This window comes from Bdellovibrio sp. NC01, from assembly GCF_006874625.1.
Taxonomy (GTDB): Bacteria; Bdellovibrionota; Bdellovibrionia; order Bdellovibrionales; family Bdellovibrionaceae; genus Bdellovibrio.
In genome coordinates, this window is the sequence record NZ_CP030034.1 from 2583418 (window position 1) to 2608996 (window position 25579).

The following is a 25579-nucleotide window of genomic DNA, read 5'->3' on the forward strand; positions in this document are numbered from 1 at the left end:
AAAAGCCCCAAAACTTGGGGCTTTTAAAATTCTTATTTTTTAAAGTTACCTTAGCGCGCTTTGCTTGTCGCGAATTTTCTGCGAAGGTCCTGTGTTACTTCCTGGATCGTCGCATTCAATGTCACTTCAAACAAATCTTCAGCAGATACTTTATAAAGTTCGCCCAAGCGTTTCAAAGCGTTGATTGGTGGATGAGAAACACCACGTTCCCAGTTAGAGATAAATTGCGGAGTTGAATACCCCAATTTATCAGCAACATCTCTTTGAGAGAGGCCCGCAGCGACACGTTTTTGTTTCAAGAAATCTGCTAGCATATTTTTTTGTTTCATGTGAATTCCCTAAATATTAGTTAGCATAAACATAATCATACAAACGTGACAAGTATTTGCTTTTGACTATTGTTTGACTGCGTTCCATCTAAACAAACATAGTATACATCACGCGACCCAAATTACTGCCTGTTTTTTTGCAAAACATCCTCAAGTTTAAAGAACTTGTTATGCCCGATTACAAGAGTAAAATCTGAGTATCGAATGGAGAATCCCTCACGTATGTCTCGAGAAATACAACGCTTGTGGAGCGAAGAATTTAAGATCACTAGTCTTCTGGTAAATCCCTTGGGCCGACTTGGGCTCTATGGAATTCTGAATGCCATCCAAGAAACAGCGTGGATGCATGCAGAGACTTTGGGCTTCGGAATGAAAGACATGGAGCGACAAGGATTGTTCTGGGTACTCACGCGTCAGTCACTTCAGATGAGCAGTTGGCCTGCTTTTGGTCAGACGGTGCGCGTAGAGACATGGTTACGTCCACCTCAAGGTGCTTTTGTAGCTCGTGAATTCTATATTAAAGATGCGGACGGAAATATTATCGGCAAGTGCTCCACGAGTTGGTTGGCTTTAGATCGCGCGACGAAAAAGATTTTACCTTCCGCAAACCTGCGTCCTTGGGAAGACATCTGTTTAGATCAGGAAAACGGCCTAGAGACTGAAAAGATCGCTGTCTCTGGTGAGTACGAAACATTAGCGAAGTATCGCGTGCGCAACTCAGATCTTGATACAAATCAACATGTGAACAACACGAAATATTCGCAGTGGATCTTGGATGCGATCCCCTACTCTTTTCACCAAAATTTGAAACTGACGGGTTACGCTGTCAATTTTCTGGCAGAGACTCATCTGGGCGACAAAGTGAAAGTGGAGCGTTCGTGCGCGACGGCGGATTCTTCTTCAGCCGATAAAGGTTCCAGCATTTATCGCGGACTTCGTGCTGAAGACGAAAAGATTCTTTTTACAGCGCGAATGGATTGGGAGAAGATCTAAGAATGAATTCTTTAAAGCCCTTCGCCGCGAATGAAAACACGCAGAAAATTTCTGTTGAAGTCACTCACTTCCAAACATCTCCGGAAGAGTTGCTGGTGGAGTTTCGCATTTTAGGCGCAGTCGACTCGATCGTTTTTCCTGCATCATCTTTGGTGGAATCGCGCCGTGATGAGCTGTGGAAGCAGACGTGTTTGGAATGTTTTTTCACGGGCTCTTTAGAAGACAATACTCCTTATTATGAAGTGAATTGTTCCCCGAATGGTGACTGGAATGCCTATGCTTTCAGCGGTTATCGTCAGGGCATGCGCGAGGCAACCGGCTTGCGAGTAAAACTGGCGCATCGTGAAGGTGCAAAAGATGAAGCTTTGTTCCGCGTGCAAGTGCGTGGTGAAGAGTTGCGTTCTGCCAAGCACTTGGGCGTCACGGCGGTCGTTGAATTTAAAGACGGAACACGCAGTTATTTCGCTCTTGCTCACGTCGGTGCTCAGCCCGATTTTCATTTAAAGAAGTCCTTTCAGATTTCGCTCTGAATCAAGCTGTCCTTTCATTGACGCTCCTTTGAGGCCACGCTAATTTTGCTTGTTTTAATAAGACAAAATTGCGCGACGCATCGTTAGACTCTGCGTTCGCCTCCTGAAAGGAATGCTCATGAAGAAGCACACAGTACGTGTTTATCCGTCTAAAGAAAAACTAGATCGTAAAGATCAATTGGCTTGGAAGATCGCTGAAATCGCATCTGACAATGCGCCAATCAAAGCTGACGTTACTGATATGGTTATCAACCGTATCATCGATAACGCGTCTGTAGCGATCGCGGCTGCTAACCGCCGTCCGGTTGCTTCTGCTCGTGCTATGGCGATTGCCCATCCACGCAACGGTGGTGCTACTGTATTTGGTATGCCAAACGATCAAAAATTTGACTGTGAGTGGGCTGCATGGGCGAACGGTACTGCGGTTCGTGAATTGGATTTCCATGACACTTACTTGGCTGCTGACTACTCTCACCCTGGTGACAACATTCCAGCGATCTTGGCGGTTGCTCAACAAATGGGTAAAAATGGTAAAGAGCTTTTGAAAGGTATCGTGACTGGTTATGAAGTTCACGTTGATCTAGTAAAAGCGATCTGCTTGCACGAATACAAAAAAGACCATATCGCTCACTTGTGCCCTGCTCAAGCTGCGGGTATCGGTACATTGTTGTCTCTTCCAACTGAAACTATTTTCCAAGCTGTGCAACAAGCGGTTCACGTTTCTTTCACAACTCGTCAATCTCGTAAAGGTGAGATCTCTTCTTGGAAAGCTTACGCTCCTGCACACGCTGGTAAACTAGCTGTTGAAGCTGTAGACCGTGTTATGCGTGGCGAAGGCGCTCCATCTCCAATCTACGAAGGTGAAGACTCAGTTATCGCTTACATGCTTTCTGGTAAAAACGGTAAATATGAAGTTCCACTTCCAGAAGTTGGCGAAGAAAAACGCGCGATCCTTGAGACGTACACAAAAGAACACTCTGCTGAATACCAATCTCAAGCATTGATCGACTTGGCTCGCAAAATGAAGCCAATGATCAAAAACTTCGACGATATCAAAGATATCGTGATCCACACTTCTCACCACACTCACTACGTGATTGGTACTGGTGCGAACGATCCACAAAAAATGGATCCAAATGCGTCTCGCGAAACTCTTGATCACTCGATCATGTACATCTTCGCAGTGGCTCTTCAAGACGGAACTTGGCACCATGTTAATTCATACGCTCCAGAGCGTGCGAAACGTGCTGACACTGTGGCTTTGTGGCACAAAATTTCGACTGTTGAAGACAAACAATGGACTGCTTGGTACCACGAGACAGATCCAGACAAAAAACGCTTCGGCGGCCGCGTAGAAATCACGATGAAAGATGGTTCTAAAATCGTTGATGAACTAGGCGTAGCAGATGCGCATCCAGCGGGTGCTCGTCCATTCAAACGTGCTGACTACATCCGTAAGTTCGATACGCTTACTGAAGGTATCATCACAAAAGCAGAACGCGATCGTTTCATCGGTCTTGTTGAGAATTTGGAAAACTTGACTGCTGAACAAGTTCAACAGTTGAACGTTCAAATTCCTATCGACAAGTTGACGAACAATAAACGCGATACAAAAGGTATCTTCTAAACGAAGACCGCCAGCGGAGAGGAGGAGCCTGTTTCTTACGGGACACGGCATCCTGCCTCACCGCTTCGCCTGCGGCGAGGGCCATCCAGGCCCCGCGGAGGTCCCTTCAGAACCAGGCTCCTCCTCTCCGCCGGCTCATTGTTATAAGACTTTGTCCCGATTCTTACTCACAAACTGTTCCTAAGAATTGAATTTCGTTGAGAACAAATCCGCAGCGAATCTTTTAAAGTCTCAAAAGACCTCGAAATGGCGTGGAAGTGAGAGTAGAATGAGTGCGAACGTTTGTAGTTTGTGAAATTGGTTTTTTCTTTTCTATAAATTTCCTTGGAGGAAATTATGTTGTTTCCTGAATTAACTCCGGCGCAGAAGCGTGCGAATTTTAGAGCTGCATTGAAGACTGGTAAATTGCTTCAGTTTCCTGGTTCTTGGTCACCGTTGGTTTCGATGGCGATTGAAAAACAGGGATTTGATGGAGTTTATATTTCTGGGTCTGTGCTTTCGAATGACTTGGGTTACCCAGACATCGGTTTGACGTCTTTGACTGAAGTCGGTCTTCGTGGGCGTCAGATTGCGCGTACGACGAAACTTCCAACGATCATTGATATCGACACTGGTTTCGGTGAACCGATGAGTGCGACTCGCACTGTGCAAGAGATGATTGAAATGGGTTTAGCTGGTTGTCATATTGAAGACCAAGTAAATCCAAAACGTTGTGGTCACTTGGATGGTAAATCGTTGGTGACTCGTGACGAAGCGACTCGCAAAGTAGCGGCCGCTGCTCGTGGTAAAAAATTGGATGAAAATTTCCTATTGATTGCTCGTACAGACGCTCGTGCTTCTGAAGGTTTGGATGCAGCGATTGATCGCGCCAAAGCGTACATCGATGCGGGTGCGGATTGCATCTTCACGGAAGCTTTGGAAGACGAAAAAGAATTTGAAAAATTCCGTAAAGCCGTTTCTGTTCCTTTGCTTGCGAACATGACTGAATTCGGTAAAGGCCGCTTGTTCACTTACCAAGAACTTTCAAATCTTGGTTACAACATCGTGATCTATCCAGTGACAACATTCCGTCTTGCGATGGGTGCTACTGTGAATGGCTTGGCAGAGATCAAAGAAAAAGGAACTCAAGAAGGTTTGCTAGGTAAAATGCAAACTCGTAAAGAGCTTTACGCTTTGACTCGTTATGATGAGTACAACAGCTTCGACCAAAATATTTTCAATTTTAAATTGAAATAATCTTGCCGGATATCAGATAAGCAAAAAGGCCTCGTACGAGGCCTTTTTATTTCTACTCAAGCAAAATCGGAATGTCTTAAGCTTTTGTCGTCATCGGAACTAAGTGCATAGAAAGCATGTACACTTCAGAACGATTCCCCGTCTCTAAATAGTCAGAAAATCTGCGACGGAATTTCTTCAACTTCTCTTTTGCTTCCGGCATTTTACTTGGATCAATCGCCAAAACCATCGCTGATGAATCGCGCAGTTCTAATGGCACATTGTCGATGGCCTTTTCGATCACCTTTAAACGACGCTTATGCCCCTCGCGCAACACTTCTGATGGTACTTCGGTGCTGGTTTGTGTTTTGCGTGCTTGCGGTGTCAAACGGCCGTTCTTGGTTGTAAGCAAACTCAAGCGCTTCAACGTTTCGATCGCTTGTTGCGCTTCCTCTTCAGTAATACCTAGGCGACGCGCAGCTGTTGAGGTTTTGTGATCAAAACCTTTGGTTTCAATCAATGACAACATCGCGACGTAACTTGGATCAGACAAAAATTTGAATTCATCTTCTTGCAGAATCTTACCGTAAACTTCGCGGCAACTTTCTTGCTCAACACAAGCCAGGAACTCTTTCATCTGTTCAGAATTTAGATTTAATTTCGGGCCAATTTTTTGTGCGATTGATTCTGTAATTTGGCGCTGCCCGTTCATTAGCTCTGACAGGCGACCGCTGCCGATTTCCAAATGTTTCGCAAAGGCACGCAATGAATAGCGCACGTTTTTTTCTTTACGAAGCTCGTAGGCTTTTTTTAAGTATTCTGCAGAAGCTAACATTAGGGTTGTCTCACTTTGCAGATAAATGGTGATTTTGTTTTCATGACGTCAGAGTCGAAAGTCAGATTGATTTTAATGTCTTCGCCCCAACGTATCGCTTCAATTGTCATATTGTGAAACCTGTAGCACTTAGGCATGAAACACTCTTCAGGCAAACGATACAAACGTGTGACAGTTAAACCGTTACTGATAAAAGCAAGTTCATACATGAAGCGCAGTGGAGGATATTTTTCACCGCTGCTATCGACAAGAGTCAGATCCAGATAATGACCATCTTTTTCAAGCGTTGCGCTGCTGGAAACGCTCTCCGTCCCGAAGAACAAACCAAAGGCCGCATCGCAATCAAGTGGCTGATCGAAAGAGCCATTGCCCCATTCGTGTCCGGCAAAACTGAATGGCATCGTCGCAAGTACAAGCTTAACCAAAAAATTTCCCACCGTAGTGTCCCCCTGATAATTTTTCGGATTATTCAAAGTTTTATTTTTTGCGTATCAGCAGAATGATGCCAAGAGGATTTGAATTACATCGCTCCCGGTTTACTTCGGGATCGTCACTGTTGAAGTGATTTTACCAACTTTTTTGGAAACCCAGTTTTTGCGATTTCAATAGGTTAACCAAATTCTTAGGGTCTCGAACCATGAACAACTTACTGCGTTGAAAGGATGTCTGTTTTTTACTTTGACTTCTTTTTAACATTTGTTAAGTTACCTCGAACCGCTTCCAACCGGGCCGTAAGTACCCGGAATCGAGGGATTTATGAGAATCTTGTCTTTGGTTCTGAGCGCGTTTCTGTTCTTGCCACTTGTGAGCTCTGCGAATGACACCCTGTCGATCGCACCGGAAGATGGTCACCGTCTTTTTCTAGATAATATTGATGCCGCAAAATCTTCGATCAACATGTTGATGTATCATTTGTCTGATCTCGATGTTGTGAATCACTTGATCAGCGCCTCTTCGCGAGGAGTGAAAATTCAAATCATCCTCGACGAAAAAGTCATGGCTGGCGGAACTGCGAAAACGATCGCAGATAATTTGCAAGCTCATGGTATCGCCGTGAAACCAAGCTCCCCGTTCTTCTCGATCTCTCACGCAAAGTCTGCGACGTTTGATCATTCTTGGGCCCTCGTGACGTCGATTAATCTGACTCGTACAGCAGATTTCACTCGCGATTTTGGTATTCGCACTGATGATCAAGATGTTGTGAATGAGTTTGATAAAGTGTTCGCTTCCGACTGGCAAAATGCTGACAACAAAACTGGAAACACACCGGAATTGAGTGTCGAAAAATTAGCATGGAGTCCGGTGAATTCGAAAGACAAGCTGCTTGCTCTGATTCAATCAGCGCAGCAAAGCATCTATCTTGAAGTCGAAAATTTAGGCGATAAAGATATTCTGGCCGCCCTCGGAGATAAGTCGAAAAACGATGTGAAAGTCGTTGTTGTTGTACCCGCTTGTGTCGAGGGCGGTGGAACTCGCAATGTCCCGTTCATGAAAGATTTGGCAGCGAGCGGAGTTGAAGCAATTCTTTCCGTTCCGCCTTACTCGAATTCAAATCCCTACATTCATGCGAAGAGCATCGTCGTTGATGGTCAAACGGTGTACGTCGGATCAGAAAATTTTAGCTACAACAGCCTGACGGCAGCGCGCGAATTGGGAATCATTGAACAAGATTCCGACATCAGTTCGAGCGTTCAAAATACGATCGCCCAAGACGCGTCGCTTGGAAAATCCGCACAAACATTGCCTGCCACGTTTAAGTGTTCCGTCTCTGCGACAGATCAGTCGCCTTAGAGGTTCGCCATATCGCAAAAAAGTCCTTGGCTGGTTGACCTAACAAATGCCAAGGGCTAGCTTGAGCCATTACCTTTTAGATAAATAACACGCCACATCGCGAACACACTTCGCACGGCGTTTCCGGAGGAAAAATGGCTGAATATATCAATCCAGATTACGTTCCAGAACCAGAGAAAATGAACGTTAAAAAAGGTCTTGAGGGCGTTGTTATGGATACGTCTTCAGTATCTAAAGTAAACCCTCACACAAACTCTTTGATCTACCGCGGTTACCCAGTTCAAGACTTGGCTGAAAACTGCTCATTCGAAGAAGTTGCTTTCTTGATGTACAACGGTGAATTGCCAACTGCTGCGCAATTGGCTGACTTCACGAAAAAAGAGCGCGGCTACCGCGATATCTCTGCAACTTTGTTGAACGTGATCAAAGCTCTTCCACAAAAATGCCACCCAATGGATTCAATCCGCACAGCGGTTTCTTTCTTGGGCGCGGAAGATGCTCGTATCTGGGATTCTTCTCCAGCTACAAACATGGACAAAGCGATTCAATTGTTGGCGAAAATCCCAACAATGGTTGCTGCTGACTACCGTTTCAAAAAAGGTTTGGACTTTATTGCTCCAAAATCTGATTTGTCTATCGCTGAAAACTTCTTCCACATGTGTTTCGGTAAAGTTCCACAAAAAGAAGTTGTTAAAGCTTTCGACGTTTCTTTGATCCTTTACGCTGAACACAGCTTCAATGCTTCTACTTTCACAGCACGTGTTGTGACTTCAACTCAATCTGATATCTATTCTGCAACTGTAGCGGGTATCGGCGCGTTGAAAGGTCCTTTGCACGGTGGTGCTAACGAAATGGTTATGCACATGATGAAAGAGATCGCAGATCCTGCAAAAGCAGAACGATGGATGTTGGATGCTCTAGCTCAGAAGAAAAAAGTTATGGGCTTCGGTCACCGCGTTTACCGTTCTGGCGACTCTCGCGTTCCAACAATGAAGAAGTACGCACAAGTTATGGCTGACGTAACTGGCGAACAAAAATGGATGCAAATGTACGCTTCATTGGAAAAAGTTATGGTTGAGAAGAAAAAAATCTACCCTAACTTGGATTTCCCAGCGGGTCCTGCTTACTACATGATGGGCTTCGAGATCGACTTCTTTACACCGATCTTCGTTATGGCTCGTACAACAGGCTGGTCTGCTCACATCATGGAGCAAACTGCTGACAACCGCATCATCCGTCCTCTTTCAGAGTACGTAGGTGCAGAACAACGTAAAGTTGTTCCTTTGTCTGAACGTAAATAATTTCTGACGAAATGAAAAAGCCCGGTGATGAACCGGGCTTTTTTTTGCGATCTATTTACAGCATCCCACCACGAGTTGGTCGTTTTGTAGGAGCCAGATTTCTTTTGAGTATGTGGCGTCTGACATGCCGTCTGTGCATTTTTCATCGGCGCGAACTGTGATCGTTACATCACCGGCTGCTCCTTTGCCTTTAAGGACTTCGCCGAAAGATTCTGGTACGCCGATGGGTGACGTACGCAATGTGATTTTATAAGACTGATCTTTTTCGCCAGGGGCTGCGACGATGATTTTGTCGCCGGTGATTTTAGCGTTCCAAAAAGGCTCAGTGCCCATACATCTTAAATCTTGCGCGGCTGCGAACGCATTTCCTGCGAACAGCAGAACGATGACGGCCATGTAGTTTTTCATTTGAAGACTCCCTTGTTTTTTTGAATCAATCTTGAGTTAATATCTAAAGATTTCTTCTTCAACTTACGACTTCGCAAAGAATCGGATTTCATAATGACTGGTAAAAAATTATTCTTCGCTAGCTTGGCCGCACTTGCTTTTGTTAATTGTTCTTCGACGCCGGATAAGTCATCAGATACAGAGACAAAGAGCGAAAATGCTAAACCTATTATCAGCAGTTTTGAAACGCTTACGAACGCATTTAAAGATAAAGAGGGCTGCTTTCTTTTATACGACGTCACGAACAAAGAATACGTTGAACAATTCAATCCCGAGCGTTGCCAACTGGCAACTGCCCCCTGCTCAACTTTCAAAGTTCCACTGGCTGTGATGGGTTTTGATTCTGGCGTACTGAAAGATGAAAATACAAAATTCAAATGGAATCACAAGAAGCACGAGATCTCCGAATGGAATCAAGATCAGACAGCTGCGACATGGATGAAGTATTCTGTGCTTTGGTATTCGCAAGTTATCACAAAAAGACTAGGCCGCGCGAAGGTGCAAAACTATTTGGATTCAATGAATTATGGCAATCATGATTTTTCTGGCAACATTGAATCCGCGTGGTTAACGAATGGAAAAGTGCCGAATCATAAACGCAACTCGGTGCAAATCAACGCTTATCAACAGGTTGATTTTCTAAAAAAATTATTTGCTTCGACTTTACCGCAATCACAAAATGCGCAAGAGCTGACTCGCAAAATTATGTATTTAGAAAAAACCCCAGATGGTTGGGATTTTTCTGGAAAGACAGGTTCAGGTTATACGGGCGCTAAATTGGACCGCCGTTTGGGATGGTTCGTGGCGCATCTTAAAAAAGGCACACAAGAGTATGTGGCCGTGGTCACTTTCAACGACAAAACTTCGAATGAAGATCTATTCGGTGGTAAAGAGTCCAAAGCCATCATGATCGAAGCACTGAAGGCTCGTGGGATGTATTAGTTGCTGGCGAAATTAAAGCGGATCATCTTTTGGTCAAAGCCTAAGCGTTCCGCATTGTAAGCCGCTAACGCCGTGCTAAAGCGGCGGGCAAAAAGGTCACGATGTTGCGCGTATTCAAGGCTTTCGCGCGACACCGCAAGCGACAATAAGTAGTCACTCTTAACTAAAAGATTTTGGAATTCCAATTCACTGAATTTTGCGAAGGGACCTGCTTTACGATGCGCACTGAATAGTGCCGTCATGCGGGTCATGTGCACCATGAGTTCTTCGGCGTATTCCGCCTTCAGTTTTGTTTCATCAACGTTGTGAATCCATTTCTGAATGGAATTCATCGCCATCGAATTAATGATGGCTCCCGCTTTCTCGTCCAGGCTTTCAGCAAGGACAGAGGCTGAACGCAAAACCGGCGTTACATTCGGTTGCTTCTTTGGAGTGCTGACCACCGTTTTCACAATGGCGCCCTTCTGCGGCTGACTCATTTTGAGAACACGCTTCTTCGTGCGGGCTTCCGCTGTGCTGAATGCTGTTATAACCGCTAGAACTAGAATTAGGCACGACTTCATCTTCATTTACTATCCTCGATTAATGAACTTAATGAGTAGTACTACAAACGCCGTGCCTGCTTACGCTCCGGCTTCGCCGTGCCTGCTTACACTCAGGCTTCGCCGTGCTTGCTTACACTCCGGCTTCGCCGGAGTAGCAAGTCTATGTCTCATCCTGAGATTATGGTTACTTAGAGTTCGTAGTGGCCTTCCGCTTCAGGTTGGAAGCTGACGGCTTTCACAGTCAATTTTTTGATCGTGCCGTTTGGAAGTTTCCAATCGATAGATTGACCTACTGACAAACCTAACAGGGCAACGCCGATAGGCGCTAGAATAGAGATTTTGCCAGCTTCTAAATTCGCATCTTTGGGATAAACCAAAGTCATTTCCTGTTCAGTGCCATTCAATTCATCGACAAAACGCACGCGTGAATTCATCGTCACGATCGTCGGTGGAATATCTTTTTGTGCAATGACGTTGGCGCGACTAAGCTCTTCTTCAAGCGCCAAACCCGCTTCGCTTTCAGTTTGCGCTGCCAATGATGAAAGACGTTGATAATCTAAATCTGTAACAAAAATTCGCGGTTGCGATTCCATGCAATTCTCCTATGAGGGGATTAAAAATATTTTTAAAATGTTGCGTAGTCAGAGAGGGCTAAAAGTAAATTTCGTAGCGGGAAAATTTACTTACGAGATGAGCTTTGCGCGCACAACAGCTTCAAAGCCCTTGGGGACTTTAAAAACTTCGATAGAAGCTTGTTGATAGTAGAAAAAAGTTCTTTTGCGCACATGATGTGAACAACTATAACACGCTTATGCTTGGAATAAAACGCTAACTATTGTGAAGCAAATCGCCACAAACTAGACAAAACCCTGATTTGTCCAGAATCACCAAAGCCAAACAACACATGTCCCGCATTTTCATTAAAGCTTCGTTTTTACGATTGCTTGAATGTCATCCTCGATGGCACATCGGATTCATCAACAAAAAGGAGATCAAATGAAATCACTTATGGTTCTTGCATTGTCTTTGTTCGCAGCTTCTTCTGCATTCGCAGGTAAATACTCAGTAAACACTTCTTGGGAAGTTCTTACTAAAGCTTTTGACTTAAAAATCGAAGCTCCTACAGTAAAAATGGGCACTCAAATTGGTTACATGGATGTTTGTCTTGATGGCGATATGCTTCGCACTATCAACCCAGTAGCAATCACTAAAACAGTTCACGGTAAAGAAAAAGACACTGTTGTAGTTATCGGTCACAAATACCTTTCTACTTCATTGAACTACAAACACACAGTTTCTGTTTGTGAATACGTTGGTGGTCACGAAAATCAACGTTATGTTTGCCACGATGAAGTTGAGTCTGGCACATACCCAACAACTGTAAACGTAAGCGTTTACTCTTGGAAAACTCAAGGCGAGCGCGAAGTTGTAAACTTCTTGTTCAAAAAGCCTTTCACAGTTCAAGCTTGCCAATAGTATTTATTAGTTAGCTCAGAAACCCCTTATCCCCCGGGATAAGGGGTTTTGTCCCAAAAAAGTGGACAAACCTTGGACATGTCTGAAATAAGCCCCGTTCCAAGTGATTCCGGTGGAGAAATTCGTCCTCTCCTTTTATACCTAAGCACAATGAATTCAGAACTTCAGGAACTCTCTCTTTCGAATGTCCCTCAGGTCAATTTGCGCGAGCAAGTTCAACAGGATATCACCCATTATCTTGAGCATTTCGACAATCCTAAGAAGGCCTTGGCAAACCTCAGTAAACGCTCTGAAATTCATATCAAAACCTTACGCCGTCTTTTGCTGCTTTCCCATAATCCGAGCTATCAAACTCTGTATAAGCTGTATTCCGTGATCCTGGGCGCTAACAATGTTCAAGACATCATTGCCGCGGCCCCTGCTGTAGTTCGCGCTAAGCTTAAAAAGAACGATCCACAGGTCAATCAAGGCGCACGTTTCAGCTATCTGGCGGATGTTGAGGCCGAGCTACAAAATGACCGTGTTTTTGCAGAACTTTATGTCCTGGCTGATACGGCTCCTTTTACGCGTTTAACAGCACAAAAACGTTTTGGTGAGTATGGCTTGGAAGTTCTGCATAAGATGCTAGATATGCGCGTGGTGCACTTACAACAAGACGGCACTTTCGTTTTAGGCAGTCGCAGAGCTTCGTTTGGTGCGGCGACTATCAAAAAAGTCGGCCTGCAACTGACGCAAAGCTATTCTAAGCCAGAAAACACCGATATCAATTATGCCAATCACATGTCGTTGTATTTCGAATCCATCAGCGAAGTCACTTTGCGAAAGTGGATCGATATTGATGAAAAAGCCTTTAAAGAAAAATTAGAACTACTTAAGCAACCAGGCGCTAAAGGCGCGATCCCCGCTTATACATTCTCGAGCACTGACACTTTGAAAGAGCCCGCTAAATGAAATTTTTAATCATCCTTACTTTAACTTTCATCTCGACAATGTCCTTCGCTCTTGGTGGTGGCGGCAGCGCTGGCGGTTCAGGCAATTCCATTTCGCGCGATGAGCTTCTGAAGTTAGATCGCAAATATGACGTCAACGTTCCTGTGATGCAAATGCAAGGTCGTGCTATTGGTGTGACTGGTATCTGTGTCTCGGGCGAATATGCGCGCACGATAGAACCAATTAAAACGGATTCTCCATTGATTCTGTCTAGAAACAATGGCCCAGACAAAGTTCTTCGTGTTGATAGCAAGGAAGAGATTCTGACTCAGCCATTGACGGAAGAAAGTGTTGATTGCCTTGATTATCGCAACGGCTATTGCGTTCGTTATGATCGCAGTCTTAAAACTCTGCCAACATCCTTTGAGATGGATGTGCGTGACTATGCACGGGGCAGACAAAGTTTTGGACGCCTGCTTTATAAGGTGAAATATCAGCTTCCCAACTGCGAGTAGAAATTAGCTAATTCCAAGCGCCCTCTGGCTAGGGGGTGCTTGACCTAGATATGTGACACTTTTGAGCTCTTGTCATAAGTGTACTCAGAGTAAACCTCATACAATCCAATTCCTTTCATCTTATGGTGGTCTTAGCTTTGCTAAATGGCTTTCGGACTACTTAAATTACTGAAAAAGGAATCCCTATGAAACGCCTGGTTGGATTTATTTTAGCTTCTGCATTTGTGACCCCAGCATTTGCCGTCAATACGGAAGTCATTACTCATAAAAACTGCAAATTGGCGACTGAATCTGAAGCGCAAGAAAAATTGGACTCGGTTATCCTAGGTAAGGGTTTTAAAAAAGCTGAATTTACAGTCACAAATGTTCGCGATGGCAAAGAGCACGTTCTTATTGCGAATTCCGACGGTTTAATTTCGAAAAGAAATGACAATGAAACCAATGTCGTTTTGGAAAGCTTGCAACTGCCTGCTTTGCCAGCCCTTCGACTTTATCGCGAGAATGGACAACCGATTTCAGCCTCAAAAGAAGATATCACTAGTCACGCGATCTCAATGAATTTTCAAAACTTTGATATCGGCAATAACGAAAAATTTTATTTTGAACTTGTCGTGCAAATCAACGAGCCGACAAACCTGACTGAGAGTGGTTATTTTATTAAATATGATTTGAAACCCGTTTATGAAAAGGTTGTCTTCAAATCCAAAGTAACGACATTTAAAAAAGCCCTTATCAACATGGTCAATCAGTCGGCAAATAGTGAAGAGAAAAAAGAATTTGCAGCGAGCTTGAAAGATCCAAAACAAATGAAGGATTTGGAAGAGCAGCTTTCTGAAGGTTTCACAAGAACCGGTCTGCTGTATAAATTGGGTGCAGCTGGTCTGCAAGCCGTTTCCGCGAACTTGCCAACTTGTATCGTACAGCCTTAATCCAAAAGATTTAAATTGATCATGAAATTGCGGGCGATTCTAAACGCCCGCGTCTTTGCCTCTTCGGCTTTCATTCCAATAAAATGCTCATCAATCGTTTCAACAAAAAGACGCAGCCATTGCTCAAAGTGTGAAGGCACAAGATTCAACTTCATGTGCGGAGGAAATGGACGGCCACGATAAGTATCTTCGCCTAATAACAAATCACTCCAGAAATTGTAGAGCTTCGGCAAATGCTCTTCCCAATTTACTTTCGCCACATCGTTGAAGATGGGACCAATCAAAGAATCTTTACGAACTTTATCGTAAAAACGGTCGACCAGGATTTGAATGTCTTCGCGAGTTTCGATGGGTTTGCGATTGTCTTTTGCGCTCATGATGCCTCATCATAGCGCACTGTTTGAAAACAAGCTATGCAACTGTCAGGTGGAAATTTATGCTTCTACGAGTTCGATAGAATGACCATCTGGATCAAGAATGATCGATTTCATCCCATCTGGCATCTCAGTTGGATCAAGAATGCACATCGCGCCGTTCACTTTTTGAAGCTGAGCGACACTTTTTTCCAATTCGGTAATACGAAATCCCAATTGCAAACTTGGAATTTGAGACTTTTGCGTGTTTTTGATTGAATACAGAGAGAATTCAACACCATTGTGCGTGGCTCTGTACACTTCGCTGCCCTTATCGACTTTGATGGCTTTAAATTGAAAGCCTATAATTCGATAAAAATCGAGCATGTCCTGTAGATGCATAGTATTTATTGTGATAGAAGTGAAAACCAAGCTCATTCACCTATTATCGGAAGCGAGGCATTATGAAACAAGAAAAAATTTATCTAAAGGACTATAAAGGCCCAGCTTTTTCCGTCGAATCTATCAACCTCGACTTCAACTTGAATGAAGACTTTTGTCGAGTTGTGGCAACAAGCCAGGTGAAACAGCTCACTGCGGGCGCTGAATTGCGTTTAAACGGCGAAGACTTGAAATTGATCTCGATCAAAATCAATGGTCAGGCATTGAGCGCTGATCAATATCAAATCACTCCTGAAGAGTTGATCGTAAAATCTGTTCCTGCAACGTTCACTTTGGAAGTGGAAACAGAACTTGAGCCACAAAACAACACGTCTCTTGAAGGCTTGTATAAATCAAGCGGCATCTTCTGTACGCAGTGTGAGGCCCAAGGCTTTAGAAAAATCACTTATTTCTTCGATCGTCCTGACGTGATGACTTCGTACTCTGTGACAATTGAAGCGGATAAAAAGAAATACCCGGTTCTTCTTTCTAACGGCGATCGCATCAAAGAAGAAGATTTGGGCAACGGTCGTCACAAAGCTTACTGGAAAGATCCACACAAAAAGCCTTGTTACTTGTTCGCACTCGTTGCTGGTGACTTGGGTGTAATTCGTGATTCATTCACGACAGCTTCTGGTCGCAAGGTGAATTTAGAAGTCTATGCTTCTCACGGCAAACAAGAGCGTTGCTGGCATGCTATGGATTCGTTGAAAAAAGCGATGAAATGGGATGAAGAAGTTTTCGGTCTTGAATACGACTTGAATGACTACATGATCGTTGCCATCGACGATTTCAATGCCGGTGCGATGGAAAATAAAGGTTTGAACATCTTTAACTCTCGCTTGGTTCTTGCGGATACTTCTTCTGCAACGGACACGGATTTCCACAGCATTGAATCCGTCGTCGCGCACGAATACTTCCATAACTGGACAGGCAACCGCGTGACAGTTGCTAACTGGTTCCAACTTTCTTTGAAAGAAGGTCTGACTGTATTCCGTGACCAAGAATTCTCTGCGGATATGACAGAGCGTGCGGTTCAACGTATTGAAGATGTCGATGCTTTGCGAGCGGGTCAATTTGCTGAAGATGCCGGTCCTAATGCGCACCCTGTCCGTCCTGAATCATGCATGGCAGTTGATAACTTCTTCACAATGACGATCTACGAAAAAGGATCTGAATTGATCCGCATGATGCAAACGATTGTGGGCCGTAAAGGTTTCCGCAAAGGTATGGATGAATATTTCAAACGCCATGACGGTCAAGCTGTGACGACAGAAGATTTCGCTGCCGCGATTGCTGAACCGAATGGCAAAGACTTCACACAATTTAAACGTTGGTACAATCAATCAGGAACTCCCGTTGTAAGCGTTCATGAAAAATATGACGCTGCCTCTGGCGAGTATCACCTGACTTTGGAACAATCGTGCCCGCCGACTCCAGGACAACCAACAAAAGAGCCGTTCCATATCCCATTGATGATGGGCTTATTGGATAAAAACGGTGCTGAGTTGCCGTTGAACTGTGAAAAAATCACGATCAATACAGATGGCAAACATTTGATCGAACTTAAAGAAGCCAAAGAAACTTACGTGTTCAAAGGTTTGAAAGAACGTCCTGTGCTTTCAATCTTGCGTGAATTTTCTGCGCCAGTGAACCTTCACTGGGATGCTTCTGAAGATGATTTGTTCTTCTTGATGAACAAAGACGTCGATTCTTTCAACCGTCGCGAGATGGCGCAAAAAATCGGCCTTCGTGTTCTTTCAAGCTTGATCGGTCAAGCGCGCGAAGGGCAGCCATTGGTTGTTGATCAAAAATACTTGCAAGCGATGAGCGCAATCATCCGTGATGAGCACATGGATCCGTCATTCAAAGCGAAGATGTTGCAACTTCCAAGCTATGCTATTTTGGCGCAATCTGAAAAAGTATTGGATGCAGATGCGTTCCACCAAGCACGCATGGCTGTTCGTTATGCTCTTGCGAAAGAAAACAAATCTGCACTGCTTGATATCTATCGCAAGTATCATGGTGTTGAGCCTAAGAGCCGCAGTACAAAAGTATTCGGTCACCGTCAGTTGAAAAACTTGGTTCTTCACTTGCTTGCTGATCTTCATGATGCCGAAGTTTTTGAAATGGTAAATCACCAATACACAAGCGCGCAAAACATGACAGATAAGATGACGGCTTTGATGATCTTGGCTGACTCCAACTCTGCTCACCGTCCGAAGGCTCTGCAACACTTCCATGACGAATGGAAAAACGATTCGGTTGTGATCAATAAGTGGTTCACAGCGCAAGCAACTTCGACTTCGCGTTCAGAAGTTTTGCAAGACGTAATGGATTTAACAAAACATCCAACGTTCAATTTGCAAAATCCTAACAACGTGTATTCACTGCTTCGCGCTTTCGGTGCGAACATCGTGCGCTTCAATGATCCAAAATTGAATTCTTACGAGTTCTATGCGGATAAAATCCTTGAAGTCGACGCGAAGAATCCGCAAGTTGCGGCTCGCCTGTGCGCAGCGTTTAACTTCGTGCAAAAGCTTGAACCTTCGATGAAGGATAAAGCCATGGCGCAAATCAAACGCATGGTTGAGTTGCCGCACTTATCGAAGAACTCACGAGAGCTTCTTCAGTCCGCCCTAACGACATAACAAAAAAGGGAGCTTTCGAGCTCCCTTTTTTTTATTCTAAATTTCTTAAGAATTAGCCTTTGTGTTGCAAGTGACAGTGACGAAGGAACTCTTCACGAGTGTGAGGCAACGTCTTAAAGTGCCCACGCAGATCGGAAGTCGCTGTCGTGCTGTGAGTGTCTTCGATACCTCTCATCATCACGCAATAGTGTTTGGCATTGATGTGAACAGCCACATGATCTGTTTCAAGCACGTATTGCAAGCAATCCGCAATTTGTTTCGTCAAACGCTCTTGCACCTGTGGACGGCGCGAGAAGTACTGAACGATACGATTGATTTTTGAAAGACCAATCACTTTCTTATTCGGGATATACGCAACCGTCGCGATACCGTCGATTGGTAAGAAGTGATGTTCGCAGAATGACAGACATTCGATGTTTTGCACTACGATCATTTGATCGTACTTCATCGTGTTTTCAATCACTGTCATCTTAGGGAACTTATGTGGATCCAAACCGCCAAACACTTCGTTCACGTACATCTTGGCGATACGTTTTGGTGTATCCACAAGACTGTCGTCATTCAAATCAAGACCTAGAACTTCCAGGATCTCTGTGAACTTGGTTGTGATTTTTTCGATCTTTTGTTCGTTACTCAAACCATTATGGATCATCGGAGTCGGACGAACGTTGTCCAAGATCTTCTTCACACTCATAGGAATGATGTGAGTCTCTTCTGGAGCGATTTCGATTTGTTTCTTAGGTGTTTTCTTCGAGTTCTTTTTCTTAGCCATGGTTTACCTTCACGATGCTTATGCCCGAATCTTATGCTTTTGGCAAATTCTGGCTCGAAAGCCATTGGCGAATGAGCTCTTGTTCTGCCGCAGAAGTGTCCTCGAAATGAACGCGAATAAAGCTCTCTTGAACGTCAAGGATTTGACCGTGACAAAGAATATCGTTGATCTCAGTCAACGCCAATGACACACGGTCCCCTTTTTTAAAGGTACTACCCTGCGGCACGGCAATACGTGCTCCAGTGTATGACAAGTCCACGGTTTGCGACTGAATGGAGCCATTAATCACAACCGGAATTTGTGCGGCAAAACGCGAACCCGTTGGCGCAAACCAATGTTGGCGACGATCCAAGTAAGGGTAGCGAAAGAAATAGAAAACAGAACCAACGATAAATGCGACAAGCAAACAATCCAAAAGCTTCGCAGTTTGTGTGACAGGATTTCCACCAGGGCCAATTGCCAACACAATCGTGTAACCTGTGTAGCCCACAAATGAAAGGCAAAGGATAATGCCCAACATCCATGAAGATTTATGGCGAACCATCAAACTTGCACCTGCTCCAAAAATAAGAATCCAACTGACGACATCAAAAAGATAACTGCCAGTGCGTTGCCCTGTCAGGATATCCATTAAAGGAGTTGCGATTAATACTGCTGCTGCAAGTTGAACTACGAAAGGACGTTCAAGACCGGCGGTTTTTGCTGTTTCCATCGCCTAACTTATCGGTTTGATTCTAGTTTGTTTATAATTTTTTATTGATTCTCGGACCTGGTCTTCTATAGTTGTCTCATTGTGAGACAAAATAAATTTACATTCTTATTATTGCCGCTTTTATTTCTTTTAAACACACAAGAGGCTTCGGCTTATCCTGATTTTATCGGATACGGCTACTCGTCTTGTATCACTTGCCACTACAACGGTCTGGGCGGCGGAGCATTGAACGATTACGGTCGTGCTTTGTTTGCGACAGAAATCACAGCTCGTGACGTCTATTCAAAACGCACAGAAGAAGAAACAATTGCGGCGCAGTCTGGTTTCTTGGGCTCCACACAACTTCCGTGGTGGATTCGCCCTGGCTTAAAATATCGCGGCTTGTGGTATCAAACGAACCCAGGCAGCAACCAGAAAATGGAAAAATGGATCAACATGCAAGAAGACATCAACATGAACTTCTTTGCAGACAAAAAGCAGACTGTCGCGTTGATCACAACTGCTTCTTATGCGGATCAATATCCTCCGCACGCTGAAGTGAAGCAATGGCAGATGTACATGAAAGAGTACTATCTGCGCTACAAATGGAACAATAATTTGTGGATCTACGCCGGGCAGATGGACAAAGCTTTTGGTATTCGCAATGCCGACCATACGGCTGTGAATCGTTCGATCAACAGAACATCTTTGCTGGGACAATTTGACCAATCCTTGGGTGCGACTGTGCACTTCACATATCCGACATGGGACGTGGCTGCGAACGTGTTCTTCGGTAACTCTTACGAAGATGATCCTGAAAAACAAAAAGGTCTCGCGGTTAGCGGTGAATACCAAGTTTTTGAGAAATTCAAAATCGGTGGTTCAGCAATGACGTCACAAAGTGATTTTGTGAAATGGAACATGCTGGCGTTCACATCACGCATCGGCCTATCAAAAGGCAGTTCGATTCTTGCAGAAATTGGTTTGAAAGATCAAACGACGAAAGCGTCTGACACAAATATTCTTGGTACATATGCGTGGATTCAATCACTTGTAAACATCCGCCGCGGTTACAATTTGTTATCAACAATCGAGGCCAGCAAATCGGATATCAAAAAATCTTCCGCAGAAAATTTACGTTGGAGCGTAGGCACGATGTTCTTCCCTATTCCGCGTACTGAAATCCGCATTATGGCTGTGAATGGAAAAACCTATGAAGACGGCAGCGGTCAATACGACAGCTGGATGCTTCAATCACAATTGCACGTGTCATACTAAGAAGGAGATAGCATGAAACAATATATTCTGACTTCACTACTTGCTGTTTCTTTGATTTCATCAGCCGCGTTTGCGCAAGAGACCAAAACAGACGAGGCCGCACCAAAGGCTGAAGCTGAAAGTGCTGCGATGGCGCCTGAATCGACGGAGGCAACTTCTTCGACTGAAACTGCTGCGCCCGCGGAAAATACTTCTGTAACGGAAATCAAACCGAAGAAAAAAGTGTCTTCGATTTCTTCTTACGCTGTGGGTCTTTCAACTTTGCAGTGGAACGAACCGTTGATCTTGAAACAAGCGGGTCAAACTTATAACGACGTTGCGAACTACAGCGGTCTTTCGATCAGCTTCCAGAAAGAAGTTGTGTATTACCGTTGGGGTTGGAACTTTGGTGGCTTCTTTGGTACGGGACGCGCTAATGGTGGCGGCAACGTTTCTGCGATTACTTATCAAAAAGACAAACAAGCTTTTACAATTTTGGGGATCAGCCCGCGCGCATTCTGGCGCCTGTCTGGTCGCGTGAATGTTGGCGTTACTGGCATGGCTTACATGCGCAGCGTAGACTGGCCTTCAGATACACCGGGCTTAACAGTTGATACGACTCGCAACTTTACTTTGACAGCTCTTGCAGATTTGAATTTGCGTCTGACTGACACGATTGATTTTTATCAGGGGATTGGGCCTTTGGATAAAGGTGCCACGTTCTGGAAGATTGGATTAGCTTACAGATTCTATTAAAAATAAAAAAAGCCGTCAGAGATGACGGCTTTTTTCTTTTTAAATTTCGTACAAATTAATTTTTCACTGGCACGGCTACATGAAGAACCACTTCGTCTTCAACACCGACACCCATGTAATTGATGTCTTTGATACCGTAATCAGCAATATTTACTTTGAAATCTGCTTTCAAAACTTTGCCTTCGATTTTGTAAGTACCTTCGACTTCTTTTTCGATACCACGAACTTTTAGAACACCTTTACCCTTACCACCTTTACCTGTCGCAGAGACAAGAACTGCTTCTGGGAATTTATCTGTTTCAAGATGCTTTTGCGTGTGCTTATCACGAAGCTCTACGCCCGTTTTCAAAGACTTCAAATTGACGACGATGTTTTGTGCAGAAACTTCGTCACCTTTAACGACAGCTTCGCCTTTTACTTCTGAAGTTTTCGCTTTGAAATCACCCATCGGGTTCAATGTCACATCAACAGTTACTGACTGAGCAAATGCAGCGCTGCTAATTCCCATCGCGACAATCAATGATGCAAAAGTAAGTTTCATTTCTAAGATCTCCTGTGGTTTTAATGCTTTCGAAAAAAATTATACCTTAATAATTACTATTTAATACTCAGAATCCAGTCAGCGATCTTCTGTCTGTCCGCTGCACTTAACTGCCCGCCTTGTGGCATGTCGTTACGACCACCTGACACGCCCGCACCTTTTAAAGCAGAATAAAGCTTCGATCCACTTAAGCTTCCTTTTACAACCCAGCCACTGCTAATAGCTTTACTAAGGGTCAGGTTTACAAGGTTCGAGTGACAGCTTGTGCAGTTCGTATCTACAACCGCTTTCGCAGCAACCAACAATGGATCAGGTGCAACTACTGTCGAATCGTCCTGATAATTCATCAAAGACGGATCGTAGATCACGTTCGCAATTGAATTCTCACTCGCGATATAACGAGACATCACGTTCAACTGCGGAGGCGTTAACAACAAATTTTCATCTGCTGGCACCGAGTACACCATAGCATCAAGAACATTTCCCAATGTCACGGTTTTATCTACATATGAAAACTCAGTGGGAACGCCGGTTGTTGTGATTGTTCCTGTTTGGACAACACCGTTTACTAAAAGTGTGATGTCCTTCGGCTGAATACCAAACGAAACCGCGATAACCATTTTATCGCCTTCGCTTGGAACATTTGCTGTTAATGAGGTGTAACGAGAAGCATCGGAAAAATGATACGCCGTAATTTTATTACTACTGACAGAAACGCGTCCTTCATCTAATCCGGTACCAGAATTGATAGACAACAAAGTTCCAGTCGCCGATTTATTTGCCGCGATCACTGCACTGAAACGCTCTGCCATAAACAGCGCGTTTTTCGTAACGGACCCACCACCTGAATAAGCCAAACGATCTGTCGTCAAAAGAGTCGAAAGATTTTCATTATCTATGTTCGAGGCGTATTCAGCCAGACTCGACTGATAAACGACGGAGTCCTGTACGACCATGTCGCTACAGTTTTGGAAACAGAGGATCAACACACTTGCCGATAGCAAGCCAGTGATTTTAAAAAAGTGCTTCTTCATCATTCCCCCGAGGTCTAGTTCTTATCGGCAGACCGCGAGAAAATTCCATATCTAAATGCTCCATGTTTTTTCTGAGTAAATAGAACGTCTCATATTGCGAATTTACCAGCTAACTATGTGAAGACACGGCTTAAGTTGATTCAAAAAATGACGATAAACCAATTGATGAAAACACTAATTGCAGCACTGACAATCTTCTTTGTTTCTTTCCATGCACAAGCGATGAAAATCACCGTCGTTAAAAATGGCAAGGCCTTGATCGATCTCGAGGGAGAAACAGCAAAAGTGGGTGACCAATTTTTTGCCATTAATGAAGAAGGCAAAAAGAAAGGTCTTTTGCAAATTCGCCAAGTTAAAGGTTCACGCGCTATCGCAGGTATCGTAAAAGGTAATGCCGCCGAAGGCTTTGTCCTTGAACCTCGTGATGAAAGCAGCACAAGAGGTTCTCACCGTTCAAAAGATAAAGCCGCTTGGGGTTTGTCTGCGGGTTATTCAATGAATAAGATGACTGTCAAACCAGCAAGCAGCTCTGTTGATTTGTCGGGCACGAGTTACAATCTTTTAGGCTTCTATCAAATGCAGCTGGATAAAAATATCAGTGTCAAATTCTCTGGCGGTTATCAAACGTTGGTTGCTAGCGGCACTGCTAGTTCTGCGATTTGCAATGGCTCGACAGATTGTAAAGTGGAACTTTCTTATCTGGGTGTCGATGCTCTGGTGCGCTACTCTTTCGTGAATTCTAAGACGATGGAATTCTGGGGTGGTGCGGGTCTTGGCTTCTTGTTTGCGATTGGTAAAACAAGTAACGTGCTTGATACAAGCAAAGTGACGACTAACCAAACTATCTTGGGATCTTTGGGCGTTGACTATAAGTTAAACAAGGACCATTTCATACCGTTCCAATTTGAATATGCCATGTTCCCTAACAACAGCACCTCATCTGCGAATCAAATGATTTTCTCAGTTGGGTACGGTTGGAACTTATAAAAATTTGAGATCTGTTCCATTAGCTGTCCAAAAGTCTTTAGTGTTACCAAGAACATACCGATTCGTTTAGACAGGGGGAACGAATCATGAACGGTATCTTATTGAAGATCGCTGTAGCGACAGCTTTCACTTCAACGGCTTCTGCTCAAGACCTCACTCCACAAGCTTTCTTTAATCGTTGTTATGTTCAGTTGACTGGTAAACCAGTTCCTCTCAATCACGCATTGATGAAAAAAGTTATCGCCGGTCAAACGACGGCGCAAAGTGCATGCAGTGAGGTTCTACGCAAAGGCTTGCTTGCGAAATCTGGAGCATTAAACACGCCAGGCGATACTGAAAGTAAGGCCGTACTGAATACGTTCTATACGTTCCACCGCACGTGGTTCCCTACTAACAATATCAATTCGATTTCGGGTTATTCCTCTGGCGAACAAAACGGCACAGCCGATCTTTATGATGCCTCAGAGCCCGCTCTTGCTGTTACTTATTCCGTATTTGGTGTGGGTCAGAAATACTCTGACGTCTTAAACCGTACTACTGGTGTTCATGCCATGCGTTCTGAAGATGCGGCGGTCGCTGCCCGTATGAAATGGGTGGCTTCTCATCCAGGTCGTTTCATTAGAAATGATGCAGCTCAATCAACGTCGATGTTTTCGTTCCGTGAACCGTCTTCTGTAAATACGACGATCAGTCGTAACATCAACAAGCATCTTTCAACGAAAATTAAAATGCCACAAATCGAAGTGGGCACGCTGATTGGTATTCGTCCGACGACGGAGTCTGTGATGGTGCCAAACATTTCACTCACTCCATTAGGTAGTGCCGCGACTGATAAAGGTTCGTATGCCGCTGGCAAATTGAATTATTCGTATGACTTCTTTAAACCGTTTGGTGGCGGTGTGCTTGGTTCCCCGATCTATGTTTTGCAAAACTTAGGTCACGGTTACAATATGAAGTTCAACGGCCAAACAAAAGTGGCGCGTCGTTGGTCACAAGCAAACATGAATACATTCTTGTGTGCGAGCCTACCCGCTTTGCGTGAAGCTGACGTTAAAAGTTTTGTAAGCACAACATCAACTGCTCCGTTTAGAAATTCCACTAGCTGCGTGATGTGCCATGCGACTTTAGATCCCATGGCTTACACGGCCCGTAACATCACTGTCGGTGCGACAGATATTTTCTTACCTAATAAAGACGGCGATGACACCCGCGATGCAGCTGGTAAATTAATCGCCGCGCCACTTGCTTATGTCAGAACGGCTGTGGCAGTGACGACTTACAAACCCTTAAATGCGTCTGTCAGCGGCTGGCCGACAGAACCTGTGACGGATTTCCATTTGCAAAAACCAACGGGTCGTTTGTTCTTCCGTTCCTTCACAGGCGCTCTTGTTGATAAGTCCGTCGCTGATATGGCAGGCCTTGGTAAAGCGATGTCCGAAACGGATGACTACTACTTGTGTGCAGCGAAAAGATATTTCGAGTTTATGACTGGGATTTCCGTGCCGTTGTACGATCGCACCGATCCACGCAACGCAGACATGAATAAGTCACTGACTGCGAATGACATTGCCGATCGAAACTTTATTGATGATCTGGCAAGCAAACTGCGCAGCACAGGTTCGGTGATCACGTTACTTGAAGATATTATGGCTTCTGATTACTACAAAAAAGAAAACTACAGATAAGGAGTT

28 protein-coding genes are annotated in these 25579 nt (G+C 44.2%); 16 read left to right on the forward strand and 12 right to left on the reverse strand.

Translation table 11 applies throughout. From position 1 onward, the window contains the following. Positions 1-50 precede the first annotated feature (50 nt). Positions 51-329 (reverse strand): helix-turn-helix domain-containing protein, encoded by a 279-nt coding sequence (locus DOE51_RS12355; RefSeq protein WP_142696871.1) that lies wholly within the window; start codon positions 327-329, stop codon positions 51-53. 222 nt (positions 330-551) lie between these two features. Between DOE51_RS12355 and DOE51_RS12360 the strand changes: the two genes are divergently transcribed. The 4 genes from DOE51_RS12360 (at position 552) to prpB (ending at position 4715) form a co-directional block, all read left to right on the forward strand. Beyond that, complete coding sequence (locus tag DOE51_RS12360; protein WP_142696872.1) at positions 552-1322, forward strand: acyl-[acyl-carrier-protein] thioesterase; 771 nt, start codon at positions 552-554, stop codon at positions 1320-1322. A 2-nt stretch (positions 1323-1324) separates the two neighbouring features. Then, positions 1325-1852: a DOMON-like domain-containing protein gene (locus DOE51_RS12365; RefSeq protein ID WP_142696873.1), complete on the forward strand. Its 528-nt coding sequence runs from the start codon at positions 1325-1327 to the stop codon at positions 1850-1852. Positions 1853-1970: 118 nt separating this feature from the next. Beyond that, entirely contained in the window at positions 1971-3479 is a 1509-nt protein-coding gene (locus tag DOE51_RS12370) for an MmgE/PrpD family protein (RefSeq protein ID WP_142696874.1), read from the forward strand. A 336-nt stretch (positions 3480-3815) separates the two neighbouring features. Beyond that, positions 3816-4715, forward strand: coding sequence for a methylisocitrate lyase (gene prpB, locus DOE51_RS12375; protein WP_142696875.1), 900 nt, complete (start codon positions 3816-3818; stop codon positions 4713-4715). Between the two features lie 76 nt (positions 4716-4791). Here prpB and DOE51_RS12380 read toward each other — a convergent pair whose 3' ends face one another. Together DOE51_RS12380 and DOE51_RS12385 are read right to left on the reverse strand one after the other, a co-directional pair. After that, positions 4792-5529, reverse strand: coding sequence for a DUF4423 domain-containing protein (locus DOE51_RS12380; protein WP_142696876.1), 738 nt, complete (start codon positions 5527-5529; stop codon positions 4792-4794). Further along, positions 5529-5966, reverse strand: a complete 438-nt coding sequence (locus DOE51_RS12385) for a hypothetical protein (protein WP_142696877.1) — start codon at positions 5964-5966, stop codon at positions 5529-5531. Before DOE51_RS12385 ends, DOE51_RS12380 begins: the two co-directional genes overlap by 1 nt. Positions 5967-6285: 319 nt before the next feature. Between DOE51_RS12385 and DOE51_RS12390 the strand changes: the two genes are divergently transcribed. Together DOE51_RS12390 and DOE51_RS12395 are read left to right on the forward strand one after the other, a co-directional pair. Next, positions 6286-7320, forward strand: a complete 1035-nt coding sequence (locus DOE51_RS12390) for a phosphatidylserine/phosphatidylglycerophosphate/cardiolipin synthase family protein (protein WP_142696878.1) — start codon at positions 6286-6288, stop codon at positions 7318-7320. Between the two features lie 134 nt (positions 7321-7454). Next, the gene (locus DOE51_RS12395) at positions 7455-8621 is read left to right on the forward strand and encodes a bifunctional 2-methylcitrate synthase/citrate synthase (RefSeq protein ID WP_142696879.1); all 1167 of its coding nucleotides are present in this window, start codon (positions 7455-7457) and stop codon (positions 8619-8621) included. 51 nt (positions 8622-8672) lie between these two features. On the opposite strand, the gene DOE51_RS12400 is transcribed toward DOE51_RS12395, so the two are convergent. Then, the gene (locus DOE51_RS12400; protein WP_142696880.1) at positions 8673-9029 is read right to left on the reverse strand and encodes a COG3650 family protein; all 357 of its coding nucleotides are present in this window, start codon (positions 9027-9029) and stop codon (positions 8673-8675) included. A gap of 93 nt (positions 9030-9122) precedes the next feature. Between DOE51_RS12400 and DOE51_RS12405 the strand changes: the two genes are divergently transcribed. Next, a complete protein-coding gene (locus DOE51_RS12405; RefSeq protein ID WP_142696881.1) occupies positions 9123-10010 on the forward strand; it encodes a class D beta-lactamase in 888 nt (295 codons plus the stop codon). On the opposite strand, the gene DOE51_RS12410 is transcribed toward DOE51_RS12405, so the two are convergent. Further along, positions 10007-10579 carry a hypothetical protein gene (locus DOE51_RS12410; RefSeq protein WP_142696882.1) on the reverse strand — a complete coding sequence of 191 codons (573 nt, stop codon included), beginning with the start codon at positions 10577-10579 and terminating at the stop codon, positions 10007-10009. The two genes, DOE51_RS12405 and DOE51_RS12410, sit on opposite strands and share 4 nt — an antisense overlap. A gap of 164 nt (positions 10580-10743) precedes the next feature. Further along, positions 10744-11148 carry a nucleoside diphosphate kinase regulator gene (gene rnk / locus DOE51_RS12415; RefSeq protein WP_142696883.1) on the reverse strand — a complete coding sequence of 135 codons (405 nt, stop codon included), beginning with the start codon at positions 11146-11148 and terminating at the stop codon, positions 10744-10746. Positions 11149-11551: 403 nt separating this feature from the next. Between rnk and DOE51_RS12420 the strand changes: the two genes are divergently transcribed. The 4 genes from DOE51_RS12420 to DOE51_RS12435 all read left to right on the forward strand — a co-directional run bounded on the left by DOE51_RS12420 (position 11552) and on the right by DOE51_RS12435 (position 14405). Continuing rightward, positions 11552-12031 carry a hypothetical protein gene (locus DOE51_RS12420; protein ID WP_142696884.1) on the forward strand — a complete coding sequence of 160 codons (480 nt, stop codon included), beginning with the start codon at positions 11552-11554 and terminating at the stop codon, positions 12029-12031. 78 nt (positions 12032-12109) lie between these two features. Next, positions 12110-12982: a hypothetical protein gene (locus DOE51_RS12425; protein WP_246845069.1), complete on the forward strand. Its 873-nt coding sequence runs from the start codon at positions 12110-12112 to the stop codon at positions 12980-12982. Further along, on the forward strand, positions 12979-13476 hold the full coding sequence (locus DOE51_RS12430; protein WP_142696885.1) for a hypothetical protein: 498 nt from the start codon (positions 12979-12981) through the stop codon (positions 13474-13476). The genes DOE51_RS12425 and DOE51_RS12430 overlap by 4 nt, the downstream gene beginning before the upstream one ends. A 185-nt stretch (positions 13477-13661) precedes the next feature. After that, the gene (locus tag DOE51_RS12435; RefSeq protein ID WP_142696886.1) at positions 13662-14405 is read left to right on the forward strand and encodes a hypothetical protein; all 744 of its coding nucleotides are present in this window, start codon (positions 13662-13664) and stop codon (positions 14403-14405) included. On the opposite strand, the gene DOE51_RS12440 is transcribed toward DOE51_RS12435, so the two are convergent. Together DOE51_RS12440 and DOE51_RS12445 are read right to left on the reverse strand one after the other, a co-directional pair. After that, positions 14402-14782: a group III truncated hemoglobin gene (locus DOE51_RS12440; protein WP_142696887.1), complete on the reverse strand. Its 381-nt coding sequence runs from the start codon at positions 14780-14782 to the stop codon at positions 14402-14404. The two genes, DOE51_RS12435 and DOE51_RS12440, sit on opposite strands and share 4 nt — an antisense overlap. Before the next feature lie 57 nt (positions 14783-14839). Further along, positions 14840-15196: a VOC family protein gene (locus DOE51_RS12445; RefSeq protein WP_142696888.1), complete on the reverse strand. Its 357-nt coding sequence runs from the start codon at positions 15194-15196 to the stop codon at positions 14840-14842. 26 nt (positions 15197-15222) lie between these two features. Here DOE51_RS12445 and pepN point away from each other — a divergent pair, with 26 nt between their 5' ends. Beyond that, positions 15223-17850: an aminopeptidase N gene (pepN, locus tag DOE51_RS12450; RefSeq protein WP_142696889.1), complete on the forward strand. Its 2628-nt coding sequence runs from the start codon at positions 15223-15225 to the stop codon at positions 17848-17850. Positions 17851-17902: 52 nt separating this feature from the next. Here pepN and folE read toward each other — a convergent pair whose 3' ends face one another. Next, positions 17903-18622 (reverse strand): GTP cyclohydrolase I FolE, encoded by a 720-nt coding sequence (gene folE / locus DOE51_RS12455; protein WP_142696890.1) that lies wholly within the window; start codon positions 18620-18622, stop codon positions 17903-17905. A 31-nt stretch (positions 18623-18653) separates the two neighbouring features. Beyond that, positions 18654-19334, reverse strand: coding sequence for a PilZ domain-containing protein (locus DOE51_RS12460; protein WP_142696891.1), 681 nt, complete (start codon positions 19332-19334; stop codon positions 18654-18656). An 81-nt stretch (positions 19335-19415) separates the two neighbouring features. Here DOE51_RS12460 and DOE51_RS12465 point away from each other — a divergent pair, with 81 nt between their 5' ends. After that, on the forward strand, positions 19416-20591 hold the full coding sequence (locus DOE51_RS12465) for a porin (protein ID WP_246845071.1): 1176 nt from the start codon (positions 19416-19418) through the stop codon (positions 20589-20591). 12 nt (positions 20592-20603) lie between these two features. Next, positions 20604-21326 carry a hypothetical protein gene (locus DOE51_RS12470; RefSeq protein WP_142696892.1) on the forward strand — a complete coding sequence of 241 codons (723 nt, stop codon included), beginning with the start codon at positions 20604-20606 and terminating at the stop codon, positions 21324-21326. Positions 21327-21381: 55 nt separating this feature from the next. Here the strand turns inward: DOE51_RS12470 and DOE51_RS12475 are convergent, their stop codons facing one another. Together DOE51_RS12475 and DOE51_RS12480 are read right to left on the reverse strand one after the other, a co-directional pair. Beyond that, positions 21382-21867 carry a YceI family protein gene (locus tag DOE51_RS12475; RefSeq protein ID WP_142696893.1) on the reverse strand — a complete coding sequence of 162 codons (486 nt, stop codon included), beginning with the start codon at positions 21865-21867 and terminating at the stop codon, positions 21382-21384. A 56-nt stretch (positions 21868-21923) separates the two neighbouring features. Next, complete coding sequence (locus DOE51_RS12480; protein ID WP_142696894.1) at positions 21924-22901, reverse strand: cytochrome c; 978 nt, start codon at positions 22899-22901, stop codon at positions 21924-21926. A gap of 165 nt (positions 22902-23066) precedes the next feature. Between DOE51_RS12480 and DOE51_RS12485 the strand changes: the two genes are divergently transcribed. Together DOE51_RS12485 and DOE51_RS12490 are read left to right on the forward strand one after the other, a co-directional pair. Continuing rightward, positions 23067-23888: an outer membrane beta-barrel protein gene (locus DOE51_RS12485; protein ID WP_246845072.1), complete on the forward strand. Its 822-nt coding sequence runs from the start codon at positions 23067-23069 to the stop codon at positions 23886-23888. A gap of 86 nt (positions 23889-23974) precedes the next feature. Then, entirely contained in the window at positions 23975-25573 is a 1599-nt protein-coding gene (locus DOE51_RS12490; RefSeq protein WP_142696895.1) for a hypothetical protein, read from the forward strand. Positions 25574-25579 lie beyond the last annotated feature (6 nt).